Annotated in this window: 27 protein-coding genes; 1 reads left to right on the forward strand and 26 read right to left on the reverse strand. The window is 32.9% G+C overall.

Features of this window, described 5'->3' with window-relative positions:
• Nucleotides 1-50: 50 nt before the first annotated feature.
• The 12 genes from GWR14_RS04295 to GWR14_RS04350 form a co-directional block, all read right to left on the reverse strand.
• Nucleotides 51-1,109 (reverse strand): Wzz/FepE/Etk N-terminal domain-containing protein, encoded by a 1,059-nt coding sequence (locus tag GWR14_RS04295; protein ID WP_163407813.1) that lies wholly within the window; start codon nucleotides 1,107-1,109, stop codon nucleotides 51-53.
• A gap of 106 nt (nucleotides 1,110-1,215) precedes the next feature.
• Nucleotides 1,216-3,630: an SLBB domain-containing protein gene (locus GWR14_RS04300; RefSeq protein WP_163407814.1), complete on the reverse strand. Its 2,415-nt coding sequence runs from the start codon at nucleotides 3,628-3,630 to the stop codon at nucleotides 1,216-1,218.
• A 52-nt stretch (nucleotides 3,631-3,682) separates the two neighbouring features.
• Nucleotides 3,683-4,729: a dTDP-glucose 4,6-dehydratase gene (gene rfbB, locus GWR14_RS04305; protein ID WP_163407815.1), complete on the reverse strand. Its 1,047-nt coding sequence runs from the start codon at nucleotides 4,727-4,729 to the stop codon at nucleotides 3,683-3,685.
• 4 nt (nucleotides 4,730-4,733) lie between these two features.
• Nucleotides 4,734-5,741, reverse strand: coding sequence for a mannose-1-phosphate guanylyltransferase (locus GWR14_RS04310; protein ID WP_163407816.1), 1,008 nt, complete (start codon nucleotides 5,739-5,741; stop codon nucleotides 4,734-4,736).
• Nucleotides 5,742-5,772: 31 nt separating this feature from the next.
• A complete protein-coding gene (locus GWR14_RS04315) occupies nucleotides 5,773-7,056 on the reverse strand; it encodes a nucleotide sugar dehydrogenase (protein WP_163407817.1) in 1,284 nt (427 codons plus the stop codon).
• Between the two features lie 290 nt (nucleotides 7,057-7,346).
• Nucleotides 7,347-7,823 carry a UpxY family transcription antiterminator gene (locus GWR14_RS04320; protein ID WP_163407818.1) on the reverse strand — a complete coding sequence of 159 codons (477 nt, stop codon included), beginning with the start codon at nucleotides 7,821-7,823 and terminating at the stop codon, nucleotides 7,347-7,349.
• Between the two features lie 10 nt (nucleotides 7,824-7,833).
• The gene (locus GWR14_RS04325; protein ID WP_163407819.1) at nucleotides 7,834-9,225 is read right to left on the reverse strand and encodes a UDP-glucose 6-dehydrogenase; all 1,392 of its coding nucleotides are present in this window, start codon (nucleotides 9,223-9,225) and stop codon (nucleotides 7,834-7,836) included.
• A 22-nt stretch (nucleotides 9,226-9,247) separates the two neighbouring features.
• Nucleotides 9,248-10,231 (reverse strand): SDR family oxidoreductase, encoded by a 984-nt coding sequence (locus GWR14_RS04330; protein ID WP_163407820.1) that lies wholly within the window; start codon nucleotides 10,229-10,231, stop codon nucleotides 9,248-9,250.
• 13 nt (nucleotides 10,232-10,244) lie between these two features.
• The gene (locus GWR14_RS04335) at nucleotides 10,245-12,689 is read right to left on the reverse strand and encodes an exopolysaccharide transport family protein (protein WP_163407821.1); all 2,445 of its coding nucleotides are present in this window, start codon (nucleotides 12,687-12,689) and stop codon (nucleotides 10,245-10,247) included.
• 16 nt (nucleotides 12,690-12,705) lie between these two features.
• Nucleotides 12,706-13,500, reverse strand: coding sequence for a polysaccharide biosynthesis/export family protein (locus GWR14_RS04340; protein WP_163407822.1), 795 nt, complete (start codon nucleotides 13,498-13,500; stop codon nucleotides 12,706-12,708).
• A gap of 69 nt (nucleotides 13,501-13,569) precedes the next feature.
• Nucleotides 13,570-14,190: a recombination mediator RecR gene (gene recR, locus GWR14_RS04345; RefSeq protein ID WP_163407823.1), complete on the reverse strand. Its 621-nt coding sequence runs from the start codon at nucleotides 14,188-14,190 to the stop codon at nucleotides 13,570-13,572.
• Nucleotides 14,191-14,364: 174 nt separating this feature from the next.
• Nucleotides 14,365-14,730 (reverse strand): CoA-binding protein, encoded by a 366-nt coding sequence (locus tag GWR14_RS04350; protein WP_163407824.1) that lies wholly within the window; start codon nucleotides 14,728-14,730, stop codon nucleotides 14,365-14,367.
• A 157-nt stretch (nucleotides 14,731-14,887) separates the two neighbouring features.
• On the opposite strand from GWR14_RS04350, the gene GWR14_RS04355 reads away from it, so the two are divergent.
• Nucleotides 14,888-15,517 carry a MarC family NAAT transporter gene (locus tag GWR14_RS04355; RefSeq protein ID WP_163407825.1) on the forward strand — a complete coding sequence of 210 codons (630 nt, stop codon included), beginning with the start codon at nucleotides 14,888-14,890 and terminating at the stop codon, nucleotides 15,515-15,517.
• Between the two features lie 88 nt (nucleotides 15,518-15,605).
• Here the strand turns inward: GWR14_RS04355 and ctlX are convergent, their stop codons facing one another.
• The 14 genes from ctlX to rplO all read right to left on the reverse strand — a co-directional run bounded on the left by ctlX (nucleotide 15,606) and on the right by rplO (nucleotide 26,972).
• Nucleotides 15,606-16,541, reverse strand: a complete 936-nt coding sequence (gene ctlX / locus GWR14_RS04360; protein ID WP_163407826.1) for a citrulline utilization hydrolase CtlX — start codon at nucleotides 16,539-16,541, stop codon at nucleotides 15,606-15,608.
• Between the two features lie 64 nt (nucleotides 16,542-16,605).
• Complete coding sequence (locus tag GWR14_RS04365) at nucleotides 16,606-17,520, reverse strand: dimethylarginine dimethylaminohydrolase family protein (RefSeq protein ID WP_163407827.1); 915 nt, start codon at nucleotides 17,518-17,520, stop codon at nucleotides 16,606-16,608.
• Between the two features lie 64 nt (nucleotides 17,521-17,584).
• Nucleotides 17,585-18,862, reverse strand: coding sequence for a citrate synthase (locus GWR14_RS04370; protein ID WP_163407828.1), 1,278 nt, complete (start codon nucleotides 18,860-18,862; stop codon nucleotides 17,585-17,587).
• A gap of 155 nt (nucleotides 18,863-19,017) precedes the next feature.
• Complete coding sequence (eno, locus tag GWR14_RS04375; protein ID WP_163407829.1) at nucleotides 19,018-20,310, reverse strand: phosphopyruvate hydratase; 1,293 nt, start codon at nucleotides 20,308-20,310, stop codon at nucleotides 19,018-19,020.
• Between the two features lie 112 nt (nucleotides 20,311-20,422).
• Nucleotides 20,423-21,532 (reverse strand): glutamine-hydrolyzing carbamoyl-phosphate synthase small subunit, encoded by a 1,110-nt coding sequence (gene carA, locus GWR14_RS04380; protein WP_163407830.1) that lies wholly within the window; start codon nucleotides 21,530-21,532, stop codon nucleotides 20,423-20,425.
• 241 nt (nucleotides 21,533-21,773) lie between these two features.
• Complete coding sequence (rplQ, locus tag GWR14_RS04385) at nucleotides 21,774-22,265, reverse strand: 50S ribosomal protein L17 (RefSeq protein ID WP_163407831.1); 492 nt, start codon at nucleotides 22,263-22,265, stop codon at nucleotides 21,774-21,776.
• Between the two features lie 62 nt (nucleotides 22,266-22,327).
• Entirely contained in the window at nucleotides 22,328-23,320 is a 993-nt protein-coding gene (locus tag GWR14_RS04390; RefSeq protein WP_008464329.1) for a DNA-directed RNA polymerase subunit alpha, read from the reverse strand.
• Between the two features lie 21 nt (nucleotides 23,321-23,341).
• The gene (rpsD, locus tag GWR14_RS04395; protein ID WP_163407832.1) at nucleotides 23,342-23,947 is read right to left on the reverse strand and encodes a 30S ribosomal protein S4; all 606 of its coding nucleotides are present in this window, start codon (nucleotides 23,945-23,947) and stop codon (nucleotides 23,342-23,344) included.
• Nucleotides 23,948-24,039: 92 nt separating this feature from the next.
• Nucleotides 24,040-24,423 (reverse strand): 30S ribosomal protein S11, encoded by a 384-nt coding sequence (rpsK, locus tag GWR14_RS04400; protein WP_026727866.1) that lies wholly within the window; start codon nucleotides 24,421-24,423, stop codon nucleotides 24,040-24,042.
• An 8-nt stretch (nucleotides 24,424-24,431) separates the two neighbouring features.
• Nucleotides 24,432-24,806, reverse strand: a complete 375-nt coding sequence (rpsM, locus tag GWR14_RS04405) for a 30S ribosomal protein S13 (protein WP_012022478.1) — start codon at nucleotides 24,804-24,806, stop codon at nucleotides 24,432-24,434.
• A gap of 2 nt (nucleotides 24,807-24,808) precedes the next feature.
• Nucleotides 24,809-24,925 (reverse strand): type B 50S ribosomal protein L36, encoded by a 117-nt coding sequence (gene ykgO, locus GWR14_RS04410; protein WP_002987490.1) that lies wholly within the window; start codon nucleotides 24,923-24,925, stop codon nucleotides 24,809-24,811.
• Nucleotides 24,926-24,937: 12 nt separating this feature from the next.
• Nucleotides 24,938-25,153: a translation initiation factor IF-1 gene (infA, locus tag GWR14_RS04415; RefSeq protein WP_007136545.1), complete on the reverse strand. Its 216-nt coding sequence runs from the start codon at nucleotides 25,151-25,153 to the stop codon at nucleotides 24,938-24,940.
• Nucleotides 25,154-25,160: 7 nt separating this feature from the next.
• Nucleotides 25,161-26,507 carry a preprotein translocase subunit SecY gene (gene secY / locus GWR14_RS04420; protein WP_163407833.1) on the reverse strand — a complete coding sequence of 449 codons (1,347 nt, stop codon included), beginning with the start codon at nucleotides 26,505-26,507 and terminating at the stop codon, nucleotides 25,161-25,163.
• Nucleotides 26,508-26,519: 12 nt separating this feature from the next.
• A complete protein-coding gene (gene rplO / locus GWR14_RS04425) occupies nucleotides 26,520-26,972 on the reverse strand; it encodes a 50S ribosomal protein L15 (RefSeq protein ID WP_163407834.1) in 453 nt (150 codons plus the stop codon).
• Nucleotides 26,973-26,981 lie beyond the last annotated feature (9 nt).

Here is a 26,981-nt window from a genome sequence, read left to right on the forward strand (position 1 = left end):
TAATTTATTTAATACAAAATCAAAACATTTAAACAATCTTAAAGCTAAACCTACAATATTTTTAAAAACCTTTTCACAATCAATATTAAAATGACTAAAAACCCAGCTAAAAACCCTCCCATAATCAATCCTTTTGCTTTTCCAAAACGCTCTTTCGGTAAAGGTAAAATTGGCCTGTCAATAACTTGAATTAAAGGAGTTTCTTTACGTAGCGTTACTTTAGCCAATTCTGATTGCTTTACCAACTCTGTAAGGATTGTGGTATTAGCCTGAACATCGACTTGTCTTCTTGCGGAAGGAGTCCTACGAACATTAAGAGCTGGATTCAAATTAAAAGTGTTGTCATTAGCCACTGCAACCCCAGTTATGGCATTATTTAATTCAACACGAACAGAATCTACCTGATGCTCTAAAATTTTCATGTTCGTACGCGCTTTTTTGCTTTTGGTATCTACATAAAATTTCCCAACCTGCTTTGCAAGCGCTTCACAGAAATAGAGCGAAAATAATTCATTTCCTGTAGTTACATCTATCGATGTAATGGCTATTTTTTTATCTCTTTGGGCAACGGATAACGAAGATTTTGATAAATTTTTATAAATTACCCCTAATATGCTATCATGAATACGGGTAAAATAATCACGTCTGTAATTAGGTAAGAATTGGATATTCTTGAACTTAGGGTTCTTATTCCAGCTATCTCTCCACTTATTATTTTGAATATACATTTCTGCTAAGGAAATCTCTTTTCCATTTATGTTCACAGGAGATAACAATGTCTTTTCTACCATCGTACGGGATTTAAACAACTCGGTCAAATTAGAGCCAGTGAATATACTACCGCCGCCGCCGCCTAAATCAAAACCAAAAGAACTGGCCAATGAACCGAGGCCTCCTCCTCCGCCACCTTTCTCATCTTCCACCGCAAATGTTAAAGTTGCTGTATAAACTGGTTTTTTTGTAAAAGAGTAGCCCAATCCTAAAATTCCCCCTAAAATTCCTGCTAAAAGGATTACTTTCCATTTCAATACCAAATAGAAATACCATTCCTTTCCTTTTTCTAATAATTCTTTTAAAGATATTTCGTTGTTAAGATTTTTTTCGCTCATTCTTATATAAGTTTTATTTCTGAATCATTATTACAGTTTTTTACATTAGATTCCTTACCAAAATAATTCTTAAACGTCTTTCGTAACAGATAATTTTAAACTAACGTTACTTAAATGCAGTAACTATAAGCAATGCCAGACTGGTGATTACACTTCCTATGCTTACCCATTCTCCTGTAGACAATTTTTTAGTTTCCGGCTTTTCAGGAACTACAATTTGAGAGTCTGGTGTAACCTTAGGATAAGATCTGAAGAATAAAAAAGAACCTGTTACAGCTGCTTTTCCGTTTGGATAAATAATATACGCTTTTTTCTTCCAGCCTTTACTATCAACACCACCAACTGCATTTATATAATATTTAAAACCTTTTCCACTTCTATATGGAATTTCAGAATTAAGTAACACATTTCCTGTAACTTTAACTCCTTCATTTAATATTGTAATTTCAATTTCATCATCAGGAAACAAAGTAACATTTGAATAGTGTTGTTTGTCTTTCACAATTTTTTTCCAATCTACAGGAATTGTAACATATTTTAATTCATCTTTTAACTTTTTTGCAAGATCTTGTTTTAGAGTATCATTTTTAGACAGATTTAAATCAACTCTCTTTATCTCATCAATTTGTTCTTGTTTTATTGGTCTTTTAATTTTCATTCCCTCCAAATTAGCAACTGAGGTTAAGCCTCCAGCCCGCATCACTACATTATAAACAGATTCTTTTTTATTTGCCAAAACATATTTACCCGGATAAGCTACAGCCCCACTAATTGTAACCATTTGTGGTTTTTCGTAAACAGCCATTCTTCTAATATTAATAACATCAAACGGCTTCAAAACAAAATTTTTCACCTGCTCATTGTTATCCGCCGTAATTTCTAATTCTACTAATTCAATACGTTTAGGATTAGTATCGTCAATCTCATCTGATTTTATCATACGGGCAATTTCCACTCTTTTAGATGCCGAACCTGTTAAACCTCCAACCTGCACTACTAAATCATTCAATGTCAGATTTTCATAATAATCATACACCCCCGGATTTTTTACTTCACCGTCAATAGTAACTTTATATTCTTCTCTAAAATCTAAAATTGAATATACTGTTACTTCGTCTTCTCTTTTTAGTTCAATGTCAGCATTCAAATCTCCAGACAAAGCATTTACTAAATCAACATTTACAATTTCAGTTGTCAAATCAGATTTTAAACGAATAATTCGGGCTCTTTTAGTATAGGCATCTTCTTTAAGTCCTTCTGCTCTGGTAATAAGATCTGAAATTCTCATCCCTTCATTGTAAGAATAATAATCTGGTCTGAATACAGCTCCTTCTATTTTAATTCTATTTTCAAATCGGTTTAAAATTTTAGTAACTCTAAAAACATCTCCGGATTTTGGCACATATGAAGAAAATTCATTTTCATTAACATCAAGAACTTTAAACTCCTTACCTGTCTTTTGCAAAACATTTACTGATGCTGTATAAGCAAATTCATTAAAACCGGAAGCAAAATTTAATAAATCTGAAAATTTTTCACCTTTTTTCATCTCAAAAATTCCCGGTCTCTTTACTTCTCCCTCAACAGTCACTCTTTGTGTGTAAACTGGAATCCTAATCACATCGTTTTCTTTTAAACTTACATTGTCTGACTGATCACCTTTAACTAAAAAACGATAAATATCTATGTTTTTATAAACTTTGTTATTTCTAATTAATTCTATATTTCTGTAACTACCATTTTTCCCTGGTCCTCCTGCTAAATGTAAAGCATTGTAAACAGTTGCCAGAGATGAGATAGAATAATTTCCCGGTTGTTTACCTCCTACAATAGTAATTTTAATAGTTCTGATTCTGCTTAAACTAACACTCACCTGAGATTGCCCGGACCTTACCGTACTATAAACTTTCGCAATTGCAGATTTAATTTTTTGCGTTGCAGCTTCAATTGATATCCCTGCTACTGAAATTTGTCCTACATACTGGATGGATATTTTACCCTCAACACTTACCGGTGCACTTGCATTATATTCCTGTACTCCGTAAACACTTACCTGAAGCTCATCACCCGGACCTAAAATATAATTCACTGGAGTGGCAAGGTTGGAATCTGGTTCAAAATTTAATGTGGGATTATCAAACAATTCAGAACCAAATATTAAGGCATTGGCAGAATCTTTTACTTTATTATTTACAATTTTGTCATGAGGACGTCCCAAATCGTTTTTATTTCCAGCAGTTTCAATGTTTTTTTTATTACTCACTACTGTTTTTTCATTCACTCTTACTTTTAGCTTAGAAAACTCTACTGCGCTCATTCCTTTTGAAATAGCCATAGGTTCAGCTTCTTCAATTGTCATGTTGTTATTTTGCAGTTGTGTACGTATTTTAGCAATATCTGCATCAGATAAATAATCCACTTTTAAAGTACTTAAATCACTGGATTTTATTAAATCCTGAGCATTAACCTGAAAGGAAAATAAAAAAGTAAAAAATAAAAGAACAACAGTTACATATTTCATATTTAATGATGTTTTGATTTTTTGAAAAAATTCAAATCAGAATAAAATTATTTCAAGAGTATTGTTTTTTGTAATAGTCTTTATAAGAACCTGAAGTTACATTCTTCAACCATTCTTCATTGGTTAAATACCAATTGATTGTTTTTTCTAAACCTTCTTCAAATGTTACAGATGGTTTCCATCCCAATTCTTTATTAATTTTAGATGCATCAATTGCATAACGCAAATCATGACCTGGTCTGTCTTTTACATAAGTGATTAACTTTTCACAAGTCCCAGAATCCCTTCCTAACTTCTGATCCATAATCTGGCATAATAATTTAACTAAATCGATATTTTTCCATTCATTAAAACCACCAATATTATATGTTTCATGGTTTTTACCTTGATGAAACACCAAATCAATTGCAATAGCATGATCTTCAACAAAAAGCCAATCACGGGTATAATTACCATCTCCATAAACAGGTAATGGTTTATTATTGATAATATTATTGATAAAAAGTGGTATTAATTTTTCAGGAAAATGATATGATCCATAGTTATTAGAGCAATTTGTTAAAACATATGGAAGACCGTAGGTTTCGCCATAAGCTCTTACGAAATGATCTGAACTTGCTTTTGAGGCAGAATAAGGAGAGTTTGGATCATACGGAGTAGTTTCTGTAAAAAGCCCTTCAGTTCCCAAAGAACCATAAACCTCGTCTGTACTAATATGATAAAATCTCTTTCCTTCAAAGTTGTCTTTCCATTGTTTTTTTGCAGCATTAAGCAAATTCATGGTACCTATAACATTTGTTTTCACAAATGCTAATGGATCTTCAATTGATCTGTCTACGTGAGACTCCGCCGCTAAATGCAAAATTCCGTCAAAATTATGAATTGAAAAAAGTTCATTAATAAATGCTTCATCAACAATATCTCCTTTTAAAAAATTATAATTGGGTTGATTTTCTATATCTTTAATATTCTCCAGATTTCCTGCATAAGTCAAGGCATCCAGATTGTATATTTGATATTCAGTATATTTATTCACAAAGCGTCTCACCACATGTGAACCAATAAATCCTGCACCACCAGTTATAAGAATTTTTTTCATTTTATTAATTTAACAATTCTGAATTTTGACTTTCCAACTCACTGTATATATCTTTTACATCCTGAGAATTTTCTTTTTGTAAAATTAGATTAGCTGTAGGTGTATAAACAAAAATAGTATTTTTTAATCCCAAGAAAGTGGTATACTTATCACAGCCTATAACCATATTACCATTTTTATCTACTGAATGCCCTTTAGAAACCAAATAATCGTAAACAGATTCAAACGAACCTAAATCAGACCAGGCAAATGATGCCGGAACTACTTTTATTTTTTTGCTACGTTCCATTACAGCATAATCTATACTAATTGATGGAATTTCTAAAGAAGTTTCTAAATCTAAAAACCCTTCTTTACTTGACTCCCAAACAATTTTGGACTTTTCATAAACCTCAGGCTGAAATTGTTTCAATTCTTCCAAAAGGACGCTGGCCTTAAAACAAAACATTCCGCTATTCCACAGAAAATTTCCTTTTGCTATAAACTCTTTAGCTGTCGTTTCATTTGGTTTTTCCCTAAATGACAACACTTTATCTCCTTTTGATTCTATATAACCATAACCTGTTTCAGGTTTAGTTGGAATAATTCCAAAAGTTACAATAAAACCGTCCTTAGCCTTCTCAATTGCCTGATTAATAGCATCATTATAATCTTCTATTTTATCAATAATATGATCTGATGGCGTAATTATCAATATATCATCAGGGTTTGATGCAAATGCAGCAAAGGCAATAGCTGCTGCTGTATTTCTTGGAGTTGCTTCTACAATATTTATATATTCTGTTTGGGATTTACCCATAACATTCCCGCTTAAATGATGGTTATCAGCATTTCCTACTACCATTACTTTATCTGCTAAATGACTGTTGCGATCTACAGTCATTTCAAACAAAGATTTTCCTTCAAATATTTCCAAATATTGTTTAGGCTGGCTTTTACGGGAAAGAGGCCATAATCTGCTACCAACTCCTCCGGTTAAAATAACATGTGTAACTAAATTATTTGTATTCATTTTTTTCTAAATAAAAAAGAAGATTAAAAATCTATAATCTATTATCTGATATAGTTCCTAAAACTCCTTTTACATCATATATTAAACTATTGCTTTTTTGAATTTCCAAAAAATCTAACTTTAAAAATTCTGAATGTGCAACTCCTAAAACTATAGCATCAAATTTTTCTTCCGGAAGAATGTTTGTTGTCATAAGTCCGTATTCTTTTTTAACCTCTTCTGTATTTGCCAACGGATCATATATTGTAACGGAAATCCCATATTCTTTTAATGCCCTTATGACATCTACAATTTTAGTATTGCGAACATCCGGACAGTTCTCTTTGAAGGTAATCCCCAACATTAAAAGCTCTGCATGGTTTACTGAAATACCTTTTTTAATCATTAATTTCACCACCTGAGATGCGATATATTCGCCCATACTGTCATTCAAACGGCGTCCCGCCAAAATTATTTCAGGATGATAACCAAATTCTTGTGCTCTTTGTGCTAAATAATATGGATCTACACCTATACAATGACCTCCTACCAAACCTGGTTTAAAAGGAAGAAAATTCCATTTTGTGGCAGCCGCAGCTAATACTTCCTGAGTATCAATATTCATTAAATTGAATATTTTGGCAAGTTCATTTACAAAAGCAATATTAATATCTCTTTGCGAGTTTTCGATTACTTTGGCAGCCTCGGCAACTTTTATTGTAGGCGCCAAATATGTTCCAGCTGTAATAACTGACTTATAAAGCGTATCTACTTTTAATCCGATCTCTGAAGTAGATCCTGAAGTAATTTTTAGAATTTTTTCTACAGTATGTTCTTTATCTCCAGGATTAATTCTTTCAGGTGAATATCCCGCAAAAAAATCTACATTGAATTTTAATCCTGATATCTTTTCTAAAACCGGAACACACTGTTCTTCTGTCACACCAGGGTAAACTGTAGATTCATAAATTACAATATCGCCTTGTTTCAGCATCTTACCTACTGTTTCACTAGCTTTATACAAAGGAGTTAAATCCGGACGATTATTTTTATCTACCGGAGTCGGAACAGTTATAATAAAATAATTACAACCAGTAATATATTTTATATCTGAAGTACAATAAAGACCTTTTTCTTCATTCAATGTATCAACTAATACACTTTGTAAAATAACATCCTCAACTTCTAATGTTGTATCAGTACCTTGTTTTAAACTTGTTATTCTTGATTCGTTAATATCAAAACCTATAACAGGGTATTTTGTAGCAAATAAACGAGCCAAAGGCAAACCTACATAACCTAATCCGATAACGGCTACCTTTATATCATTATTCATATCCTTGATTATTTTTCGTTTATTATATACACAGCTTCGCTATCCAAAGTCACAGATTTGACTTGAATAGAAAAATTGAATTTCGGCAAATATAGCACAATAAGTCAATTTTATCAACTTTCAAAACATCTTATAATTCTCCTAAAAAAAAATATAAATTAAAAAGCTATAAGTCAGTAAACAAAAAATAAATATCAAAAAAAAAGAACAAAAAATCACTAAATTTAGTGATACTTCATTCTTTTCTTTTATTAATCCCTTAAAGACAATTAATTGTATTCCAAAAAATACTACAAGGATTCTTTTTTGTATCTTATTTTTAAAATACACCCCAAGGTTTCCAAAACCAGTATATAATGTGTATTTGTTACTTCTTTAACAACTGCCTGATGATTATTAAAAGCCCCGGCATCCAATTTTATCTTATCGCCCTTTTTATAAGGCATTACCAAAACATCTGAGATATTTGTATCAGAAAGGCTTTTTTTTATTTCAGAAATTTCCTCATCACGAACTATAGCGGGTTTACCTAACCAAAATAGATACCTGACAACACCCGCAATCTGAAAAACTGAATTCCTTTCTAAATCAGACAACCTGACAAAAAGATAAGAATTAAAAAGTGGCACTTCTATTTTTTTCTTTCTGTCAGACCATTGTTTAATCTGAGTGATTACAGGGCAGTAGGATTCTATCCCTATCTCATTTAATTTTTCTGCTACCTTTTTCTCCCACTTAGGCTTTGTATAAACAACATACCAATTCATGCAATTTATTTTAAGCCCCTATTCCGTTATAAACAAAACCAATTGATTTTAATTCTTTTGCATTTAAAATATTTCTTCCGTCAAAAACAAAAGCCGGCTTTTGCATAGCATCGTATATTTTTTGCCAGTCATATTTTACAAACTCGTCCCATTCTGTAAGCACAGCAATCGCATGAGCATTTTTACATGCCTCATAAGGATTTTCAAATGTAGAAACTGCATTAATATTTTCTAAAGAACTTCTTGTCTCTAAATAATCCAAATCACTCAAAATTTTATTGCGTGATACTTTTGGATCGTAAACAGAAATTTTTGCCAATTCATTAATTAAATCATCCGCAACATATATAGCTGCAGATTCACGCGTATCATTTGTATCTTTTTTAAATGCCCAACCTAAAAAAGCTATTTTTTTATCAGCAACTGTATTGTAAAGGGTCTGAACAATTTTGTTTGAGAATCTTCTTTTTTGATAATCATTCATAATAATAACCTGCTCCCAGTAATCAGCAACTTCATTTAAACCATATGATTTTGCTATATAAACTAAATTCAGAATGTCTTTTTGAAAACAAGACCCACCGAATCCAACGGAAGCTTTTAAGAATTTAGATCCGATACGGCTATCCATCCCAATAGCACGTGCAACTTCATTTACATCTGCACCCGTTTTTTCGCACAATTCAGACATAGCGTTAATCGATGAGATACGCTGTGCTAAAAAAGCATTTGCTGTAAGCTTAGACAATTCAGAAGACCAAACATTTGTTGTTAAGATCTTATCTTTACTAACCCAATTGGCATAAACATCAACTAAAGCGTTAATTGCCACTTCTCCTTCCGGTGTTGAATCTCCTCCAATTAAAATTCGGTCTGGGTTTAGTAAATCATCTATAGCAGTACCTTCCGCCAGGAATTCTGGATTTGAAAGAATCTGAAACTGAACTCCATTTCCTGTATTATCCAAAATACTTTTTATGGCTTCAGCAGTCCGAACAGGCAAAGTCGATTTCTCAACAACTATCTTATTACTTTTAGAAACTTTAGCTATTTGTCTGGCACACAACTCTATGTACTTTAAATCAGCTGCCATTCCTTTACCCTTACCATAAGTCTTTGTTGGTGTGTTTACAGAAATAAAAACAACCTCTGCTTCATCAATAGCTTTTTCTACATCAGTCGAAAAGAAAAGATTTCTGCCTCTTGCTTGAGCTACAATTTCTGAAAGACCAGGCTCATAAATTGGAATATTATCCGTATTTGGATCGTTCCAATCTTTAATTCTCTGTTCATTCAAATCGACAACAGTTACCTGGATATCCGGGCATTTCTGCGCAATTACCGCCATAGTAGGGCCTCCTACATAACCTGCACCAATGCAGCAAATTTTTGTGATTTTCATATTTTCTATATTACTACTTTCATTATTTTAAATTATTCCAATACCATTTTACTGCTTCTTTCAGCCCTGCTTCCAGCGAATATTCCGGATTATAACCTAACATCTTTTCGGCTTTGTGTATACTAGCTAATGAATGTGGAATATCCCCTACTCTTTCTTCTCCATAAATAACAGGCACATCCGCTATTTTCGAATCATATTCACTTAAATATTTTTTTAAATAGCCGACCAAATCATTTAACGTGTTTCTATCTCCAAAAGCGGTATTATAAACGGTATTAACTGCCTCAGGTTTTTTGGCTGAAATTGCCAAAGCATTCATCTGAATTACATTATCAATATAAGTAAAATCCCTTGAATAATTTCCATCACCATTTATAACAGGACTCTCATAATTCATTAACTGCATTACAAATTTAGGAATAACAGCTGCATAAGCGCCTTGTGGATCCTGTTTTCTTCCAAATACATTAAAATAACGCAAACCTATGGTTTCCAAACCGTACGATTTACTAAAAATCTCTGCATATAATTCATTCACATATTTTGTAATTGCATAAGGCGATAATGGCTTTCCTATTATGTCTTCAACTTTTGGCAGCCCTTCTGAATCACCATAAGTAGACGAGCTCGCTGCATAAATGAATCTTTTTACTTTAGCATCACGTGCTGAAACCAACATATTCAAAAAACCCGAAACATTTACATCATTTGTGGTAATCGGATCATTAATTGATCTTGGCACAGAACCTAATGCAGCCTGATGCAGCACATAATTTACGTCTTGAACAGCCAACACACAATCATTTATATTCCGAATATCTCCTTCAATTAATTTAAAATCAGGATTGATTAAAAAATCTTTCAGATTATGATGATGTCCTGTCGAAAAATTATCCAGACAAACTACTTTTTGCCCTGAATTTAAAAAATATTCACATAAATTAGAACCTATAAAACCGGCTCCTCCTGTAATTAAAATAGTATTTTGAATGGATGTCTTCATCTATTTTAAATTATTATTTTTTAAATTTCTTAAAAACTTTTTTCACAAAACCCAGCTGATCATCTTCTTCATGATATCCGTTTGCATATGCTCCATAACCATAGCCGTAACCATATGCCGATCCGTATTTTGCTTTATTTTCAAAGCCATTCAAAACAATACTCACATTATTCAGCTCTCCTCTTTTTACACGATTATTTAGCATAGTAATCATTTCCTTTTTTGAATAATTTTGTCTTACGATATATAGTGTAACATCACTAAACTGAACCATTTCTAACGCATCTGCAACAAGTCCTACTGGAGGTGTATCAAGTATGATATAGTCGTAAGTTTTCTTAAGCTCATCTATAAATTCTCCCATTACTTCACTAATAATTAACTCTGAAGGATTAGGCGGAATAGGCCCTGAAAGAATAACATCAAGATAAGGAATCTGGGTTTTATTGACTATTTCTGACAATGTTTTTTGTCGTATCAAATAATTAACAACTCCGTATTGATTTGTCAGGTTAAATTCATCTGCCAGCCTTGGTTTTCTTAAATCCATTCCAATTATAACCGTCTTTTTTTCACTTAAAGCAAAAACAGTGGCAATATTTATCGAACAGAATGTTTTACCTTCACCACTGATTGACGAAGTAATCATTAATGTTTTTGCTCCATCAAGCTGTTTTTTTTTATATAAAAACTGCAATGAAGAACGAATACCTCTAAAAGCTTCAGACAATGCTGATTTTGGCTTTTGAAAAACTGCTAAACTTGTATCTTGCTTATTTATCCCTACAACACCAATTAAAGGAATTTGTGACTGATTACTAATATCCTCTGCATTTTGAATTGTATTATTAATAAAGAAAATTATAAAAACAATAATAAGAGGAATTAAAACCCCTAAAAACAAGGCCAAAACATAATTCACAGAAGTTTTTGGACCAATTAGCCCCCCACCTATGTCTTTTGCTGTATCTATAAAATGAATATCCGATAAATTGGATGCTTTTACAATATCAGCTTCATTTCTTTTTTGAAGAAACGTACTGTATATATTATCACTTAAATCATATTTTCTTTTGATTTTCAACAATTCTTGCTGTTCTTCGGGAAGTCTTTTAATAGTACTCTCTGCTTCACCTATTTTGTTATTGACTAAAGCCAAATCATATTGTAAAGATGACTTTGATGTAGCAATGTTTTCTAACAGTACATTTTTCAAAGCAACCATCTGGTTATCAAAATCCTTAAAGATTTTATCACTTTTTACCGCATAAGCCATTTCGGATCTTTGGGTTGACAAACTAATAAGCTTTGAAATATTCGTGACAATATTAGGGTCTTCAATTCCGGCAACAGAAGGCGCCGGCAACTTAGAATAGTCCACACTATTGTTAAGATAAGCCTTCAAAGAATTATAGTAAGCAATTTTACGCGTTATTACATCTTTTTCAACGTCAAAATCTAAAATTTTATCTGAAAATTTCTCGCCACCTTGTTCGATAGCATAGATGTTTTTATCTTTTCTGAAAGATTTAAGTTCATTACCAGTTTCTCTCAACTGTGATTCCATTGCTACAAGTGTACTGTCAATAAAATTTATCGTATTAGTCGCAAATTGGTTTTTACCATCTAACTGAATTTTAATCAACATTTTAACTGTAGAATTCAGATATTCGACCATCCTGGCTTTGTTTGTACCCTGAAGTGAAAGCGCTAGGATTGACCCAGCTTTTTCATCGGCTTCAACTCCAATCCCCCTATAACGAGCTACAGTAGCATCAAAATCATTAAATTTTACAAAATATTCTTTTCCTTTATAAATGCCTGGACTATCTGTAATTTCAAGCTTCCAATTTAAGAATGGCAAGACAACATTTTCTCCAACTTTATATCTTTTAACAAATTCGACAGGCTGAACAAATGTGTTGCTATAAGAATTATTAGAATAGGTAAACAATGAAACAGAACTACTCTGAAAAGGTATCCTTATTTCATATTCGTTTGGACTTAAAAACTTAACACTTATTAACGTCCCTATTAACTGAGGTTTAGTTTTGTCAATATTAACATAAAAAGGAACCGCTCCATACACATCGAGCATATTGTATTGACCTTTTTCAAGATAATCTACATAAAATTGTAATTTATCTACTACCAATTCATTATGCGATCTTGACTGCAAAATAGTTGAAATACCACTTACCTGATCCGAAATCCCTCCCCAATTAAAAACCAAGCTTGTATTGGATGTAAAAAAAGGATTGCTTTCTTCTTTAATAGAAATCAAAGTTTTCATTGCATAAATCTTTTCTTTACGAATATTAACCTGATAGGCTATCGCAAATGAAATTATTAAACTCACCAGAAACAGCTTCCAATATCCGGCTATTTTCAGCAAAAAACCTTTAAAATCAAAGCCCGGATGATTTTCAAAAATTGAAAAATCTTTTATATCTAACATTTCTTGTATTTAGTTTTTAATTTTTCAACAACACAAAAAGTGTCGTCCCCAGAGATAATAACGTTATAATTGTCCCTAAAGACTGAAGACCCGTCTGGCCGGTTCCCCATGTTTTTTGCTTTAGCGGTTTTACATATATGTAATCATTCGGCTGTAGATAGTAATAAGGTGATTTCATCACGTTTACATCAGTAAGATCGACATCGTTCATCTGTACTCCTGTAGGTGTCTGACGTATTATAGTTACTGCTTTACGATTACCTACAGTAGTAATATCTCCGGCATTAGCAATGGCTTCCATAATATTTACATGTTCCTGAAACAATGTTTTAGTGCCTGTATTCCCTACTTCTCCATTTATTGTATATCGAAAACCTGCTAATTTTACAGTAACAAAGATATTTGCTTCTGTTTTAAAATATTCTTCCAGCAGTTTCTTTTCAATTTTAAGACGTACTTCTTCAAGTGTATAGCCAATTACATTCATTTCTCCTAAAATCGGCATCCTTATATTACCATGGTCATCCACAGTAAATCCATTAAAATACAATCCTGTTTCAGACCTATTACTATTACCATCAGACTCTTCTGAAGGCTTAAAAATAGCCGTTAACTTAGGATCTATTGCTTTGATTTCCACACTCAAAATATCGTTTACCTGTAATCTGTAAGGCTTCGATCCAACTGCAGAAATAGTAGTTTCATTTCCGACTGTTCCTTTGTCCTGCAAATACACCAAATCTTTTACAGGGATACATGATGTAAAAAGTGTACTGATTAATAATAATAAATAAAAACAGTTTTTCGTCATTTTTAAAATTTTATACGCAAATATAGCTATTCATTTAGTCTTCAGGAAATCTAATCTGATTGTATTTCTTTAATTGTTTTTGAATGTTTTTTCGAAAGGTACACGATGCAAAATGCTTCGCCCCAGCGTAACTTCATCAGCGTATTCTAATTCGTCACCTACAGAAATTCCACGTGCAATTGTAGAAATTATAATTTTAGAATCCGAAATTTGTTTGTAAATATAAAAATTTGTCGTATCCCCTTCCATAGTAGAACTTAAAGCAAAAATAATTTCGTCAACCTTATCTAGCTTTACTTTCTCAATCAAAGTTGTTATATTCAACTGCCCTGGTCCTATTCCTTCAATTGGAGAAATCTTACCTCCTAAAACATGATAAATCCCTTTATATTGCCCTGTATTTTCTATAGCCATAACATCCCTAATATCTTCAACAACACATATCGTCTTATAATTTCTTGATAAATTAGCACATATTTCACAAACTTTTGTATCTGAAATATTATGACAGTTTTCACAAAATTTAATATCCTCACGCATGTTGAGTAACGCCTGGGACAAAAAAACAGTCTGTTCTTTAGGCTGTTTTAGCAAATGAAGTACCAAACGTAATGCTGTACGCTTGCCTATCCCTGGCAATTGTGACATTTCACTGACCGCTTTTTCTATTAACTTTGATGAAAATTCCATGAAAGCAAAAGTAATGTTTTAAATGATTTAGTCGGTTTTAAAAAGAACCTGAATGTTATTAAAAAACACTAAAGTTCTCATTAATGATATTTCTAGCCTTGATGGAAACGACATCCTTTTGCACTAGGGTTTGGTATAAAAGATATAGTATACAGCAGGAACAGCTTCTAAAAATCAGTACTGATTTGTCGCTAATAAAACTAATGTGCAGGCCACTTCTACTTGGATATTATTAAGTTCTAATAATTGGTACAGCTCAGGGTTCTCTGTACCCGGATTAAAAATTACCCTTTTAGGTTGTGCTTCGATAATATAATTATAGTAATCACGCTGGCGAACCGGATTTAAATACAGAGTTACAGTATCTATATTTTTAACAGGAATAGCCTTGGTATGAATTTTCACACCTGCAACTTCTCCTTTGTTCTGACCAATTGCTAATACAGTATATCCTTTTTGAGTCAACATATTTATAGCCCTAAAAGCATAACGTTCCGGTTTGGTTGTCGCACCAAGAAGCAAAGTTTTTTTATTTTTCATTATTTATGAATATGGCAACAAAAGTAATCAAAAAAGGCTGAATTTCCTGCTCGTTATTGATTTAGAGGTATACAAAGAGAAAAAACAATATGCTAGTATCATTTTAGAGTAAAAACTTAAAATTTAATTACTTTTACTTCATCAACCCAAACATACTATGGATTTATTCATTTATTTATTTGCTGCTCTTTTTTCTGTTTTAAATCCAATTGGTACTGTTCCTATTTTTGTTGGACTTACCCACGATGACTCAGCCGCGGAACGCTCCCGAATTTCATTATGGACAGCCATTAATGTTTTTATTATTTTGATGGTTTCTTTTTTTATCGGGCAGTATGTATTAACTTTTTTCGGAATCAGTATTGATGCACTTCGTATTGCAGGTGGTCTGGTAATTTTGAATTCCGGTTTTTCATTGTTGTCTGGAAAAATAAGCAAGAAAAGAGGGATTAACAAAAAGATTGAAAATGATGCACAAAAGAGAAACGACATTGCATTAACACCATTAGCAATTCCGATGTTGGCTGGGCCGGGATCTATTTCTTTATTAATTGCTTTTTATCAGGAGCATCACGAAATGACCGAAATAATAATTTCAAGTTTAGCCATTTTAGCTATAGCTGTTACCATTTTTATCATTTTAAAAAGCGCACATTACTTAGCTCGTATTTTAGGAGCCTCAGGCATCGTTGCTATTTCCAGAATAATTGGTTTTATTGTAATTGCAATAGGAATCCAATATATCGTCAGTTCTATAATTAATATCGTAAAAGGAAATTTGATGTAAATCTTTAGAATATTTAAAAACAAAATTCCAAACTCCAAGCTGAGTATTACAGAATGGAATTTGGAATTTTTTATTGAAAATTTTAACTTTAGTTTCTAGGCAAGAAAACTTCGGCCATCATACATCTTGCACTTCCGCCACCACAGGCTTCAATAGTATCTAAGCTTGAACTTAAAATTTCAGCATGATTTTCCAATTGTTTAATTTGCTTTTCGGTTAGACTCTGGTGTGCTGAAGCACTCATAATAATATATTTTTTATCATTTGCCCCTCTAACTTCCAGCATATTTCCCGCAAAATTATTCACTTGTTCTTCTGTAATTAAAATGATTTCCTTTTTATCAGCTTTCAGGCTTTCCAAAACCATTTTTCGTTCTTTTTTATCATCAATGCTATCTGCACAAATAACCGCAAATGTTTCACCAATACACATCATTACATTGGTATGATAAATCAATTTACGTTCACCTTCAACAGTTTGGAAAGCCTCAAAAATTACCGGAGCATAATCAAAATCCTCACAGAATTCAATAAACAATTCTTCATCTGCACGAGGAGATAAAGCACAATATGCTTTTTCATTAGCTCTATCCAAAATCAAACTTCCTGTCCCTTCAAGAAAAATACCGTCTTCTTCTGCAGAAGTATAATCCATAATATCGTTAATTTCAAAGCCTTTTTCTTCCAAAACATCTAAGATATCTTCACGACGTTCCTGACGACGGTTTTCAGCAAACATAGGATACAAGGCTACATCGCCATTTTCATGAAAAGAAACCCAGTTGTTTGGAAAAATACTATCTGGGGTATCTGTTTCGAGTGAATCTTCTACAACAATTACATCAACGCCCACCCCTCTCAATTTTTCAACAAAAACATCAAATTCTTGTTGTGCTTTAGCATTTACAGTACTAGGTAAAAGTCCGTCTAAAACTTTTTGATAATAATTATTTACAACTGTTTGTTCATTCATCCTGAATGCAACTGGACGAATCATTACTATTGCATTAGTTGTTTGTTTCATGATTTTATATTTTTTATTTTAAGTTTCAAGTTCACAACAGAAAACCTGTAACATGAAACGCCTTTTAATTTCTAATTAACGGTAAAGTTGAACATCTTAATAAACCCTCCTGTTTAGCAATTTCAGCATAAGGAATTTCTTCGACTATAAAACCATTAGCCCGTAGCCAATTGTTCAATCTTGTAAAATTCTTTTCTGAAACCACAACATTTTCATTAATAGAAAACACATTAGAAAACATATTATACATTTCGTTTCTTTCAATATGGAACAAATTTTCTTTTCCAAAAAGTTTCACTAAATACATATAGTCAGCTTCTTCACGGAAACCTCTTTTATAAATAATCCCTTTGTTTTTTCCCACAGGCTGAAAACAACAATCTAAATGTAGTGCATTATCCCTCGCTTCTATTTTAGACTTAACCAAATCAAATTCTTTGACTATTTTATTTGGAAATAATTCTTTAATAAAATCAACTCCTTGTATATTGGTTCTGGCGGTGATATAATCTTTATAATCACTTCCTTTGTAAGTTCCTATGAAGATATGATCATTCCAAAGCATAACATCACCTCCTTCTATATGAACATCTTCTGGCGGTCGCACCACTTTTAACGGATCAATCTCATCAATTACATACTGAATTGCATCAAGTTCTCGTTCCCTATCTGGCAGAATATTTGATTTTATGAAAATGTCGTCGATTACAAAACCTATATCTCTGGCAAAAATCTGATTGTAATTTTCAATCATTTCCGGACGATAAACTTTTACATCATACTTTTGAAAAACAGCATTAAAAGCATCCATTTCGACAATCATATCTTTTTCAAGAGGATATGTCCCTGCTTTTATATGTTCCAACGACTTAGGATCATAGGCTTCCTGAATTGATGGAGTTGGCCCATTATGAACAGCAGACCCCAAAACTACAGCCCGTAATCTTGACGTTTCGTTCTTAATATTTAATTGCAACATAAATGTTAGATTTTGTTGCAAATATAAAAAAAAGCTTCACAGTTAAGTGAAGCTTTCAGTATGATTATTTATTAGATTTAAATTCTCTCAACGGATGACCTGTATAAATTTGTCTTGGTCTACCAATTGGCTCTTTGTTCTCACGCATTTCTTTCCATTGCGCAATCCAGCCAGGTAATCTTCCAATGGCAAACATAACAGTAAACATGTCAGTTGGAATCCCTAATGCTCTGTAAATAATTCCAGAGTAGAAATCAACGTTTGGATATAAATTTCTTGATTTGAAGTAATCGTCTTCAAGAGCCGCAGTTTCTAATTTTCTTGCAATATCTAAAATCGGATCTTCAACTCCTAAGGTTTCCAGAACTTCTTTAGCCGCTTTTTTAATGATTTTTGCTCGTGGATCAAAGTTTTTATAAACTCTATGTCCGAATCCCATTAAACGGAATGGATCGTTTTTATCTTTTGCTTTTGCCAAGAATTTATCAGTATCTCCGCCATCCTTGTTGATTTCTTCCAACATTTCAAGCACAGCCTGATTTGCGCCACCATGAAGAGGCCCCCAAAGGGCAGAAACTCCGGCAGAAACAGAAGCAAACAAACCAGCATGCGAAGAGCCTACCATTCTAACTGTGGAAGTAGAACAGTTTTGCTCGTGATCAGCATGAAGAATAAACAATTTATCTAAAGCATTAACAATTACTGGATTTGCTGAATAAGGGCCTGTAGGTAATTTAAACATTAACTGCATAAAACTCTCAACATATCCTTTCGTATTATCATAATAATTCAAAGGATACCCCATTGACTTTCTATAAGTCCATGTAGCAATTACAAGAAATTTAGCCATTGTTTTACAAATAGCTTCATACATTTCTTTTTCGTTATCAACATTTACTGCTTTGGGATTAAATGCTGTTAATGCACTAGTTAACGCAGACAAAACTCCCATTGGGTGAGCTGTTTTTGGGAAACCATCAATGATATTTTTCATCTCTTCGTTTACCAAAGAATGCTTTTTAATACCATTTTCAAAGTCTTCTAATTGTGCAGCTGTAGGTAATTCTCCAAAAATCAAAAGATATGACACCTCTAAGAAACTAGCTTTTTCAGCTAAATCTTCGATTGAATATCCTCTGTAACGTAAAATACCTAATTCTCCATCCAGAAAAGTTATTTCACTTTTGCAAGAACCTGAGTTTTTATAACCCGGATCAATAGTAATAATACCAGTTAAATCACGTAATTTGTTAATATCGATAGCTGATTCATTTTCACTTCCTGTGATTACTGGAAGTTCAATTTTCTTACCATCTACTTCTAATGTAGCTATTTTTGACATAATATATCGGAAATAATTCTTTAAAATAATAATTTATCAAATCTAAGGAATTTAAGACTAATTAAAAAAGGAATAATGCTATGAATTTGTTAAAACCCCAAAAAAAAACCACCCGTTTTCACGGATGGTTTGATTCTACAATATAATCCTTACAATTATTTAATCTTAAAAGCGTTTAACCCAGGAAAATAAGCGGTATTTCCTAATTCTTCTTCAATTCTTAATAATTGATTGTATTTTGCCATACGATCTGAACGAGAAGCAGAACCGGTTTTAATCTGTCCACAGTTTAAAGCTACTGCTAAATCAGCAATAGTATTATCTTCTGTTTCTCCAGAACGATGAGACATTACAGAAGTATAACCAGCGTTTTTAGCCATGTTTACTGCTGCAATAGTTTCAGTTAAAGTACCGATTTGGTTTACTTTTACTAAAATTGAGTTAGCAATTCCTTTTTCAATACCAGTTGATAAACGAGCAACGTTAGTAACAAATAAATCATCACCTACTAATTGTACTTTATCACCGATTTTTTCAGTTAAAGCTTTCCATCCATCCCAGTCATCTTCGTACATACCGTCTTCGATAGAGATAATTGGATATTTAGCAGCCAATTCCGCTAAATATTGAGCTTGTTCTTCTGAAGTTCTGATCTTTCCAGTTTCTCCTTCAAATTTAGTATAATCATATTTACCGTTTACATAAAACTCAGAAGCAGCACAGTCAAGAGCAATCATAATTTCGTCACCGAAAGTATATCCAGCTTTTTCAACTGCCAATTTGATGGTATCTAAAGCATCTTCAGTACCTCCAGCCAAGTTTGGAGCAAAACCTCCTTCATCACCAACAGCTGTACTCAAACCTCTATCGTGTAATACTTTTTTCAAACTGTGAAAAATCTCAGTTCCCATTTGCATCGCGTGTGTAAAAGAAGTAGCTTTTACTGGGAAAATCATAAACTCTTGGAATGCGATAGGCGCATCAGAGTGTGATCCACCATTAATAATGTTCATCATCGGAACTGGTAATGTATTTGCAGAAACACCACCTACATATCTGTATAATGGCAATCCAAGTTCATTTGCAGCAGCTTTTGCAGCAGCTAAAGAAACTCCTAAAATAGCATTAGCTCCTAATTTAGATTTGTTTGGAGTTCCATCTAAATCAATCATTAATTGGTCAATTGTGTTTTGTTCGAAAACAGAAGTTCCAACTAATTCTTCAGCAATAACAGTATTTACATTATTCACTGCATTCAAAACACCTTTACCCAGGTAAGCTTTACCTCCATCACGTAATTCAACAGCTTCGTGCTCTCCAGTTGATGCTCCAGATGGAACAGCAGCTCTACCTAAAACTCCATTTTCAGTTACTACGTCAACTTCAATAGTAGGATTACCTCTAGAATCAAGAATTTGTCTTGCGTGAACTTTAATTATAATACTCATTATTTTTGTTTTTTATTAATAAATTATATATTTTTTTTCGAAATTATAAAAATATTTAATACTATAAACGCATTTTAGTCATTAAACACCTTTATTTATTAACTACATCGTTTTAGACCTTACTACTTTTAATATTCTCCACAAACTGATCAAACAAATAAGATGAATCATGTGGTCCTGGACTAGCTTCAGGGTGATATTGTACTGAGAAACAATTTTTATTCTTCATACGCATTCCAGCAACAGTATCGTCATTTAAATGTATGTGGGTTAGCTCTAATTCAGGATGACCTTCCAAAGCATTTTTCTTTACAGCAAATCCGTGATTTTGAGAAGTAATTTCTCCTTTACCAGTTAAAAGATTTTTTACTGGGTGATTAATTCCTCTGTGACCTCCAAACATTTTATAAGTCTGAACTCCATTTGCCAAAGCAATAATCTGATGCCCTAAACAAATTCCAAATATGGGTTTATCGTCTGCTATAATCTTTTTTGCAACATCAATAACTCCGTGCAATGGATCTGGATCACCAGGGCCATTTGACAAGAAATACCCATCCGGATTAAATGCTGATAATTCCTCGTAACTTGTATCGTATGGAAAAACTTTAATGTAACAATTTCTTTTTGCAAAGTTTCTTAAAATGTTCTTTTTAATTCCAAGATCAAGTGCCGAAATTTTGTATGTTGCATTTTCGTCTCCAACAAAATAAGGTTCTTTTGTAGATACTTTTGACGCTAACTCAAGACCTTCCATATTTGGCACATTTGCCAACTCTTTTTTTAGGTCTTCAATTGAAGTACCATCTGTACAGATCACAGCATTCATCGCACCATTATCACGAATATAACTTACTAGAGCCCTCGTATCAACATCAGAGATACAGATTAGATTTTGTTTAGCAAAATAATCTTCCAAACTTCCTGATGCTCCTTCACGTGAATAATTAAAGCTAAAATTTTTACAAACTAAACCTGCAATTTTCACGCTTTCAGATTCAACTTCTAAATCATTTATACCATAATTCCCAATATGTGGATTTGTGGTAACCATGATTTGACCAAAATAAGAAGGATCAGTAAAGATTTCTTGATAACCAGTCATTCCAGTATTAAAACAAACTTCACCAAAAGTTTTACCGCTGATACCAATAGATTTTCCGTGAAAGATTGTTCCATCACTAAGTAATAAAATGGCGCTCTGTCGTGTTGTATATTTCATTATTTAATTTGTATTGTTTTTTATCGTCTTAAATCCAAAAGGACATTAAGTATAATTAGATATTTTGCAAATTTAATTCTTTAAAAGAGTGTGTCCAAGATTTTTTAAAACTTTCATTCATAAAAATAAAACCACTCAATTCAAATAAGTTAGATTTCTCCAACCTTCAAAAAATTCAAAAAAAAAGGATAAACTAAAAATTAGTTTATCCTTTAATATTATAGAATGATTACTCTCATAATTATTCAGAAGCTTCAGTAGTCGTTTCTGTTTCAGCAGCAGGAGCTTCTGGAGCAGCAGCTTCAGCTTTTTTAGCTTTACCACCACGACGGCTTTTCGCTTTTTTAACTTCTTTTTTACCTCCGTTGTAAAGTTCATTGAAGTCAACAAGTTCGATCATCGCCATATCAGCGTTATCTCCCAAACGATTTCCAACTTTAATGATACGAGTGTATCCACCTGGACGGTCACCTACTTTAGCAGCTACATCTCTGAACAAATCAGTTACAGCGTATTTGTTACGTAAGTAAGCAAAAACAATACGACGATTGTGAGTTGTATCCTCTTTTGATTTTGTAATTAAAGGCTCAACAAATTGTTTAAGCGCTTTAGCTTTAGCAACAGTAGTGTTAATACGCTTGTGCTCGATAAGAGAACAAGCCATATTAGCCAACATAGCTTTTCTATGTCCAGTCTGTCTGCTTAAGTGGTTATTTTTTTTTCCGTGTCTCATGACGTGTTTTTTTTATCTTCATCTTGCTACAATCCACCATGGAGAGCAAAATATGAAGTAAATTATTCTTTATCTAATTTGTATTTAGCTAAATCCATTCCGAAAGTTAAATTCTTAACTGCAACAAGTTCATCAAGTTCAGTTAAAGATTTTTTACCAAAATTACGGAATTTCATTAGGTCATTTTTATTGAACGATACTAAATCACCAAGTGTATCAACTTCAGCCGCTTTCAAGCAATTTAATGCTCTCACAGATAAATCCATATCAACAAGCTTAGTTTTAAGCAATTGTCTCATATGCAATGACTCTTCATCATACGATTCTGTTTGTGCAATTTCGTCAGCCTCAAGTGTAATTCTTTCATCAGAGAATAACATGAAATGGTGAATTAAAACTTTAGCAGCTTCAGTAAGAGCATCTTTTGGATTAATAGATCCATCAGTTTTGATTTCAAAAACTAATTTTTCGTAATCCGTTTTTTGCTCAACACGGAAATTTTCGATTGCATATTTTACATTTTTTACCGGAGTAAAAATAGAATCTGTAAAAATCGTTCCAATTGCAGCATTCTGTTTTTTGTTCTCTTCAGCAGGCACGTATCCCCTACCTTTTTCGATTGTTAAATCGAAATTCAATTTGATTTTAGAATCTAAGTTACAGATAACAAGGTCTGGATTTAGAACTTGGAAACCTGAAATAAATTTTTGAAAATCACCTGCTGTTAATTGATCTTTACCAGAAACAGAAATAGTAACTGATTCATTATCGATATCTTCAATTTGACGTTTGAAACGTACTTGTTTTAGATTAAGGATAATTTCGGTAACATCTTCAACAACACCTGAAATAGTAGAAAACTCATGATCTACACCTTCGATACGAACAGATGTAATTGCATAACCTTCTAACGCTGAAAGCAAAACTCTTCTAAGTGCATTACCAACTGTCAATCCATAACCAGGTTCCAAAGGTCTAAATTCAAATTTACCTTCAAAATCGGTTGAATCGATCATGATAACTTTATCGGGCTTTTGAAAATTAAATATTGCCATAAATTTCGACTAAGTCAATTATTATTTGTTGTACAACTCTACGATTAATTGTTCTTTAATGTTTTCTGGAATTTGAAGTCTCGCAGGTACAGAAACGAAAGTTCCTTCTTTAAGATCGTTATTCCAAGTAATCCATTCATAAACATGACTTGAATTTGATAAAGAACGTTCGATAGCTTCTAAAGATTTAGATTTTTCACGAACAGCAACTTTATCACCAGGCTTAAGGTGGTAAGAAGGAATATTTACAACTTCACCGTTTACAGTAATGTGTCTGTGAGAAACTAATTGTCTTGCACCTCTACGAGATGGAGCAATTCCCATTCTAAAAACAACATTATCTAATCTTGCTTCACATAATTGTAAAAGAACCTCACCAGTAACACCTTTAGTAGCTGATGCTTTTTTAAATAAACCTCTGAATTGTTTCTCTAAAATTCCATAAGAATATTTAGCTTTTTGCTTTTCCATTAACTGAACAGCATATTCAGATTTTTTTCCTCTTTTTTTAGCCATCCCGTGTTGTCCAGGAGGATAATTTCTTTTTTCGAAAGCTCTATCGTCTCCGAAGATTGCTTCGCCAAATTTACGAGCAATTCTAGTTTTAGGACCAGTATATCTTGCCATTTCTAAAAATTAAATTTAAGGTAGAGATTATGAATTCAGGTCATATCCTTCGATAATCGTTTATTCTACCTTGTTATACTTAAAATATATTATTAAACTCTACGTCTTTTCGGAGGACGACAACCATTGTGAGGCATTGGAGTAACATCAATAATTTCTGTAACTTCAATTCCACCGTTATGAATAGAACGGATAGCAGACTCACGTCCGTTACCTGGTCCTTTTACATAAACTTTCACTTTTTTAAGTCCTGCCTCAAGTGCTACTTTAGCGCAATCTTCTGCTGCCATTTGAGCTGCATAAGGAGTGTTCTTTTTAGAACCTCTGAAACCCATTTTACCAGCTGAAGACCAAGAGATAACTTCACCTTTCTTATTAGTCAAAGAAATAATAATGTTATTAAAAGTGGCAGAAATATGAGCCTCACCCGTTGATTCAACGATAACTTTACGTTTTTTTGCAGTTGCTTTAGCCATATTACTTATTATTTAGTTGCTTTTTTCTTGTTAGCAACAGTTTTTCTTTTACCTTTTCTTGTTCTTGAGTTGTTTTTAGTTCTTTGCCCTCTTAATGGAAGACCAGATCTATGACGAATACCTCTGTAACAACCAATATCCATCAAACGTTTAATGTTCAAAGAAACTTCAGAACGCAATTCTCCTTCAATTTTGTAAAATGAAACTGCATCACGAATTGCTCCGATCTCGTCATCATTCCAATCTTGAACTTTTTTATCCTGGCTAACCTGAGCTTTTTCTAAAATCTCAATAGCTCTACTTTTTCCTAATCCGAAGATGTAGGTAAGTGCAATAACACCTCTTTTGTTTTTTGGGATATCTACCCCTGCTATTCTTGCCATAATTATCCTTGTCTTTGTTTAAATCTAGGATTCTTTTTGTTTATTACGTACAGTCTCCCTTTTCTACGCACGATAATGCACTCGGCACTTCTCTTTTTTACTGATGCTCTAACTTTCATAGTAATTATCCTTTAATATCGATAAGTAATTCTTGCTTTTGACAAATCGTAAGGACTCATTTCCAGTTTCACCTTATCACCAGGTAATAATTTGATATAATGCATTCGCATTTTACCAGAAATATGAGCAATTACAATGTGTCCATTTTCTAACTCTACACGGAACATCGCATTAGATAATGCTTCAATAATTGATCCGTCTTGTTCTATTGCTGATTGTTTTGCCATAAATATATTAAGCTACTGCTTTTCTATTTTTACCAGTCTTCATTAAACCATCATAATGTTTGTTTAACAAGTATGAATTGATTTGTTGAATAGTATCTATTGCAACTCCCACCATAATTATTAATGAGGTACCTCCAAAAAACATTGCCCAAGACTGTTGTACATCCATAATACTTACAACAATAGCTGGGAACACAGCAATCAAAGCAAGGAATAAAGATCCTGGGAAAGTTATTAAAGACATCACTTTATCTAAGAAGTCAGACGTTTCAGCACCAGGACGAACCCCTGGGATAAAACCACCACTTCTCTTTAAATCATCAGCCATTTTGTTAGTAGGAACAGTAATTGCTGTGTAGAAAAATGTAAATACAATAATTAAAGTTGCAAATACAAAATTATACCAAAAACCGAACATATCACTAAATGTCCCAACAATAGATTGTGATGCATCTGATTTAGACAATCCAGCTACAGCCGCTGGTATAAACATAATTGCCTGTGCAAAAATGATTGGCATAACTCCAGAAGCATTAAGCTTAAGAGGAATCCATTGTCTGTTACCACCTGCTAAATCCTGCTCATAATCTCCAGTTGTTGTACGACGTGCATACTGAACCGGAATTCTGCGAACAGCCATAGTAAGTAATACACAAGAGATAATTACTAAAAGCCATACGATAATTTCAATAGCCATTAACATTAAACCTCCTGTATTATTAGTAACTACAGATTTAAATTCTTGCATAAAAGCTTGCGGTAAACGAGCTAAAATACCAACCATAATTAATAATGAAATTCCGTTTCCAATACCTTTATCAGTAATTTTTTCTCCTAGCCACATAGCAAAAATAGTACCGGTAACTAAGATAATTACAGAAGAAAACAAAAACTCAGGCGAGTCAAACCCTAACAAAAATGCATTGCTAGGCAGTGTTCTGTATAAATTATAGATATAAGTTGGACCTTGAACCAATGTAATAGCAATAGTTAACCAACGTGTGATTTGATTAATCTTTTTTCTACCACTTTCCCCATCATTTTGAAGTTTTTGTAAATAAGGAATAGCAATCCCCATTAACTGAACAACAATAGATGCAGAAATATAAGGCATAATCCCTAAAGCAAAAACTGAAGCTTTAGAGAAAGCACCACCTGTGAACATGTCCAGGATAGATCCCAAACCATTTTTAGTTTGTCCCGCTAACCCCATCAATTGAGTTGCATCAATTCCAGGAAGCGTTACGTGTGCTCCAAAACGATATACTAAAAGTAAACCCAATGTAATCAGGATTCTGTTTTTCAGTTCTTCGATTTTCCAAACATTGCTTATTGATTCAATAAATTTCTTCATACAATAGAAAAATTATATTGTTACTGCTTCACCACCAGCAGCTTCGATAGCAGCTTTTGCAGTAGCAGTAAATTTGTGAGCAGTTACTTTTAATTTTGCTTTCAATTCACCTCTACCTAAAATCTTAACGATTTCATTTTTAGAAGCCAAACGGTTCGCTACGAAATCTGCCATAGTAACAGAATCAGTAATTACTCCATTGTCTACTAATAATTGAAGCGTATCTAAATTAACACCTTCGTATTCTTTACGATTGATGTTTTTGAAACCAAACTTAGGCACACGTCTTTGAAGTGGCATTTGTCCACCCTCAAAACCAATCTTTTTAGAATATCCAGAACGAGATTTTGCTCCTTTGTGACCTCTTGCAGCAGTACCACCTTTACCAGAACCTTCTCCTCTACCTACTCTTTTATTTTGATTGTGTGTTGATCCTTCAGCAGGCTGTAAGTTACTTAAATTCATAACAGTATT

The organism is Flavobacterium ajazii, assembly GCF_010614725.1.
GTDB lineage: Bacteria > Bacteroidota > Bacteroidia > Flavobacteriales > Flavobacteriaceae > Flavobacterium > Flavobacterium ajazii.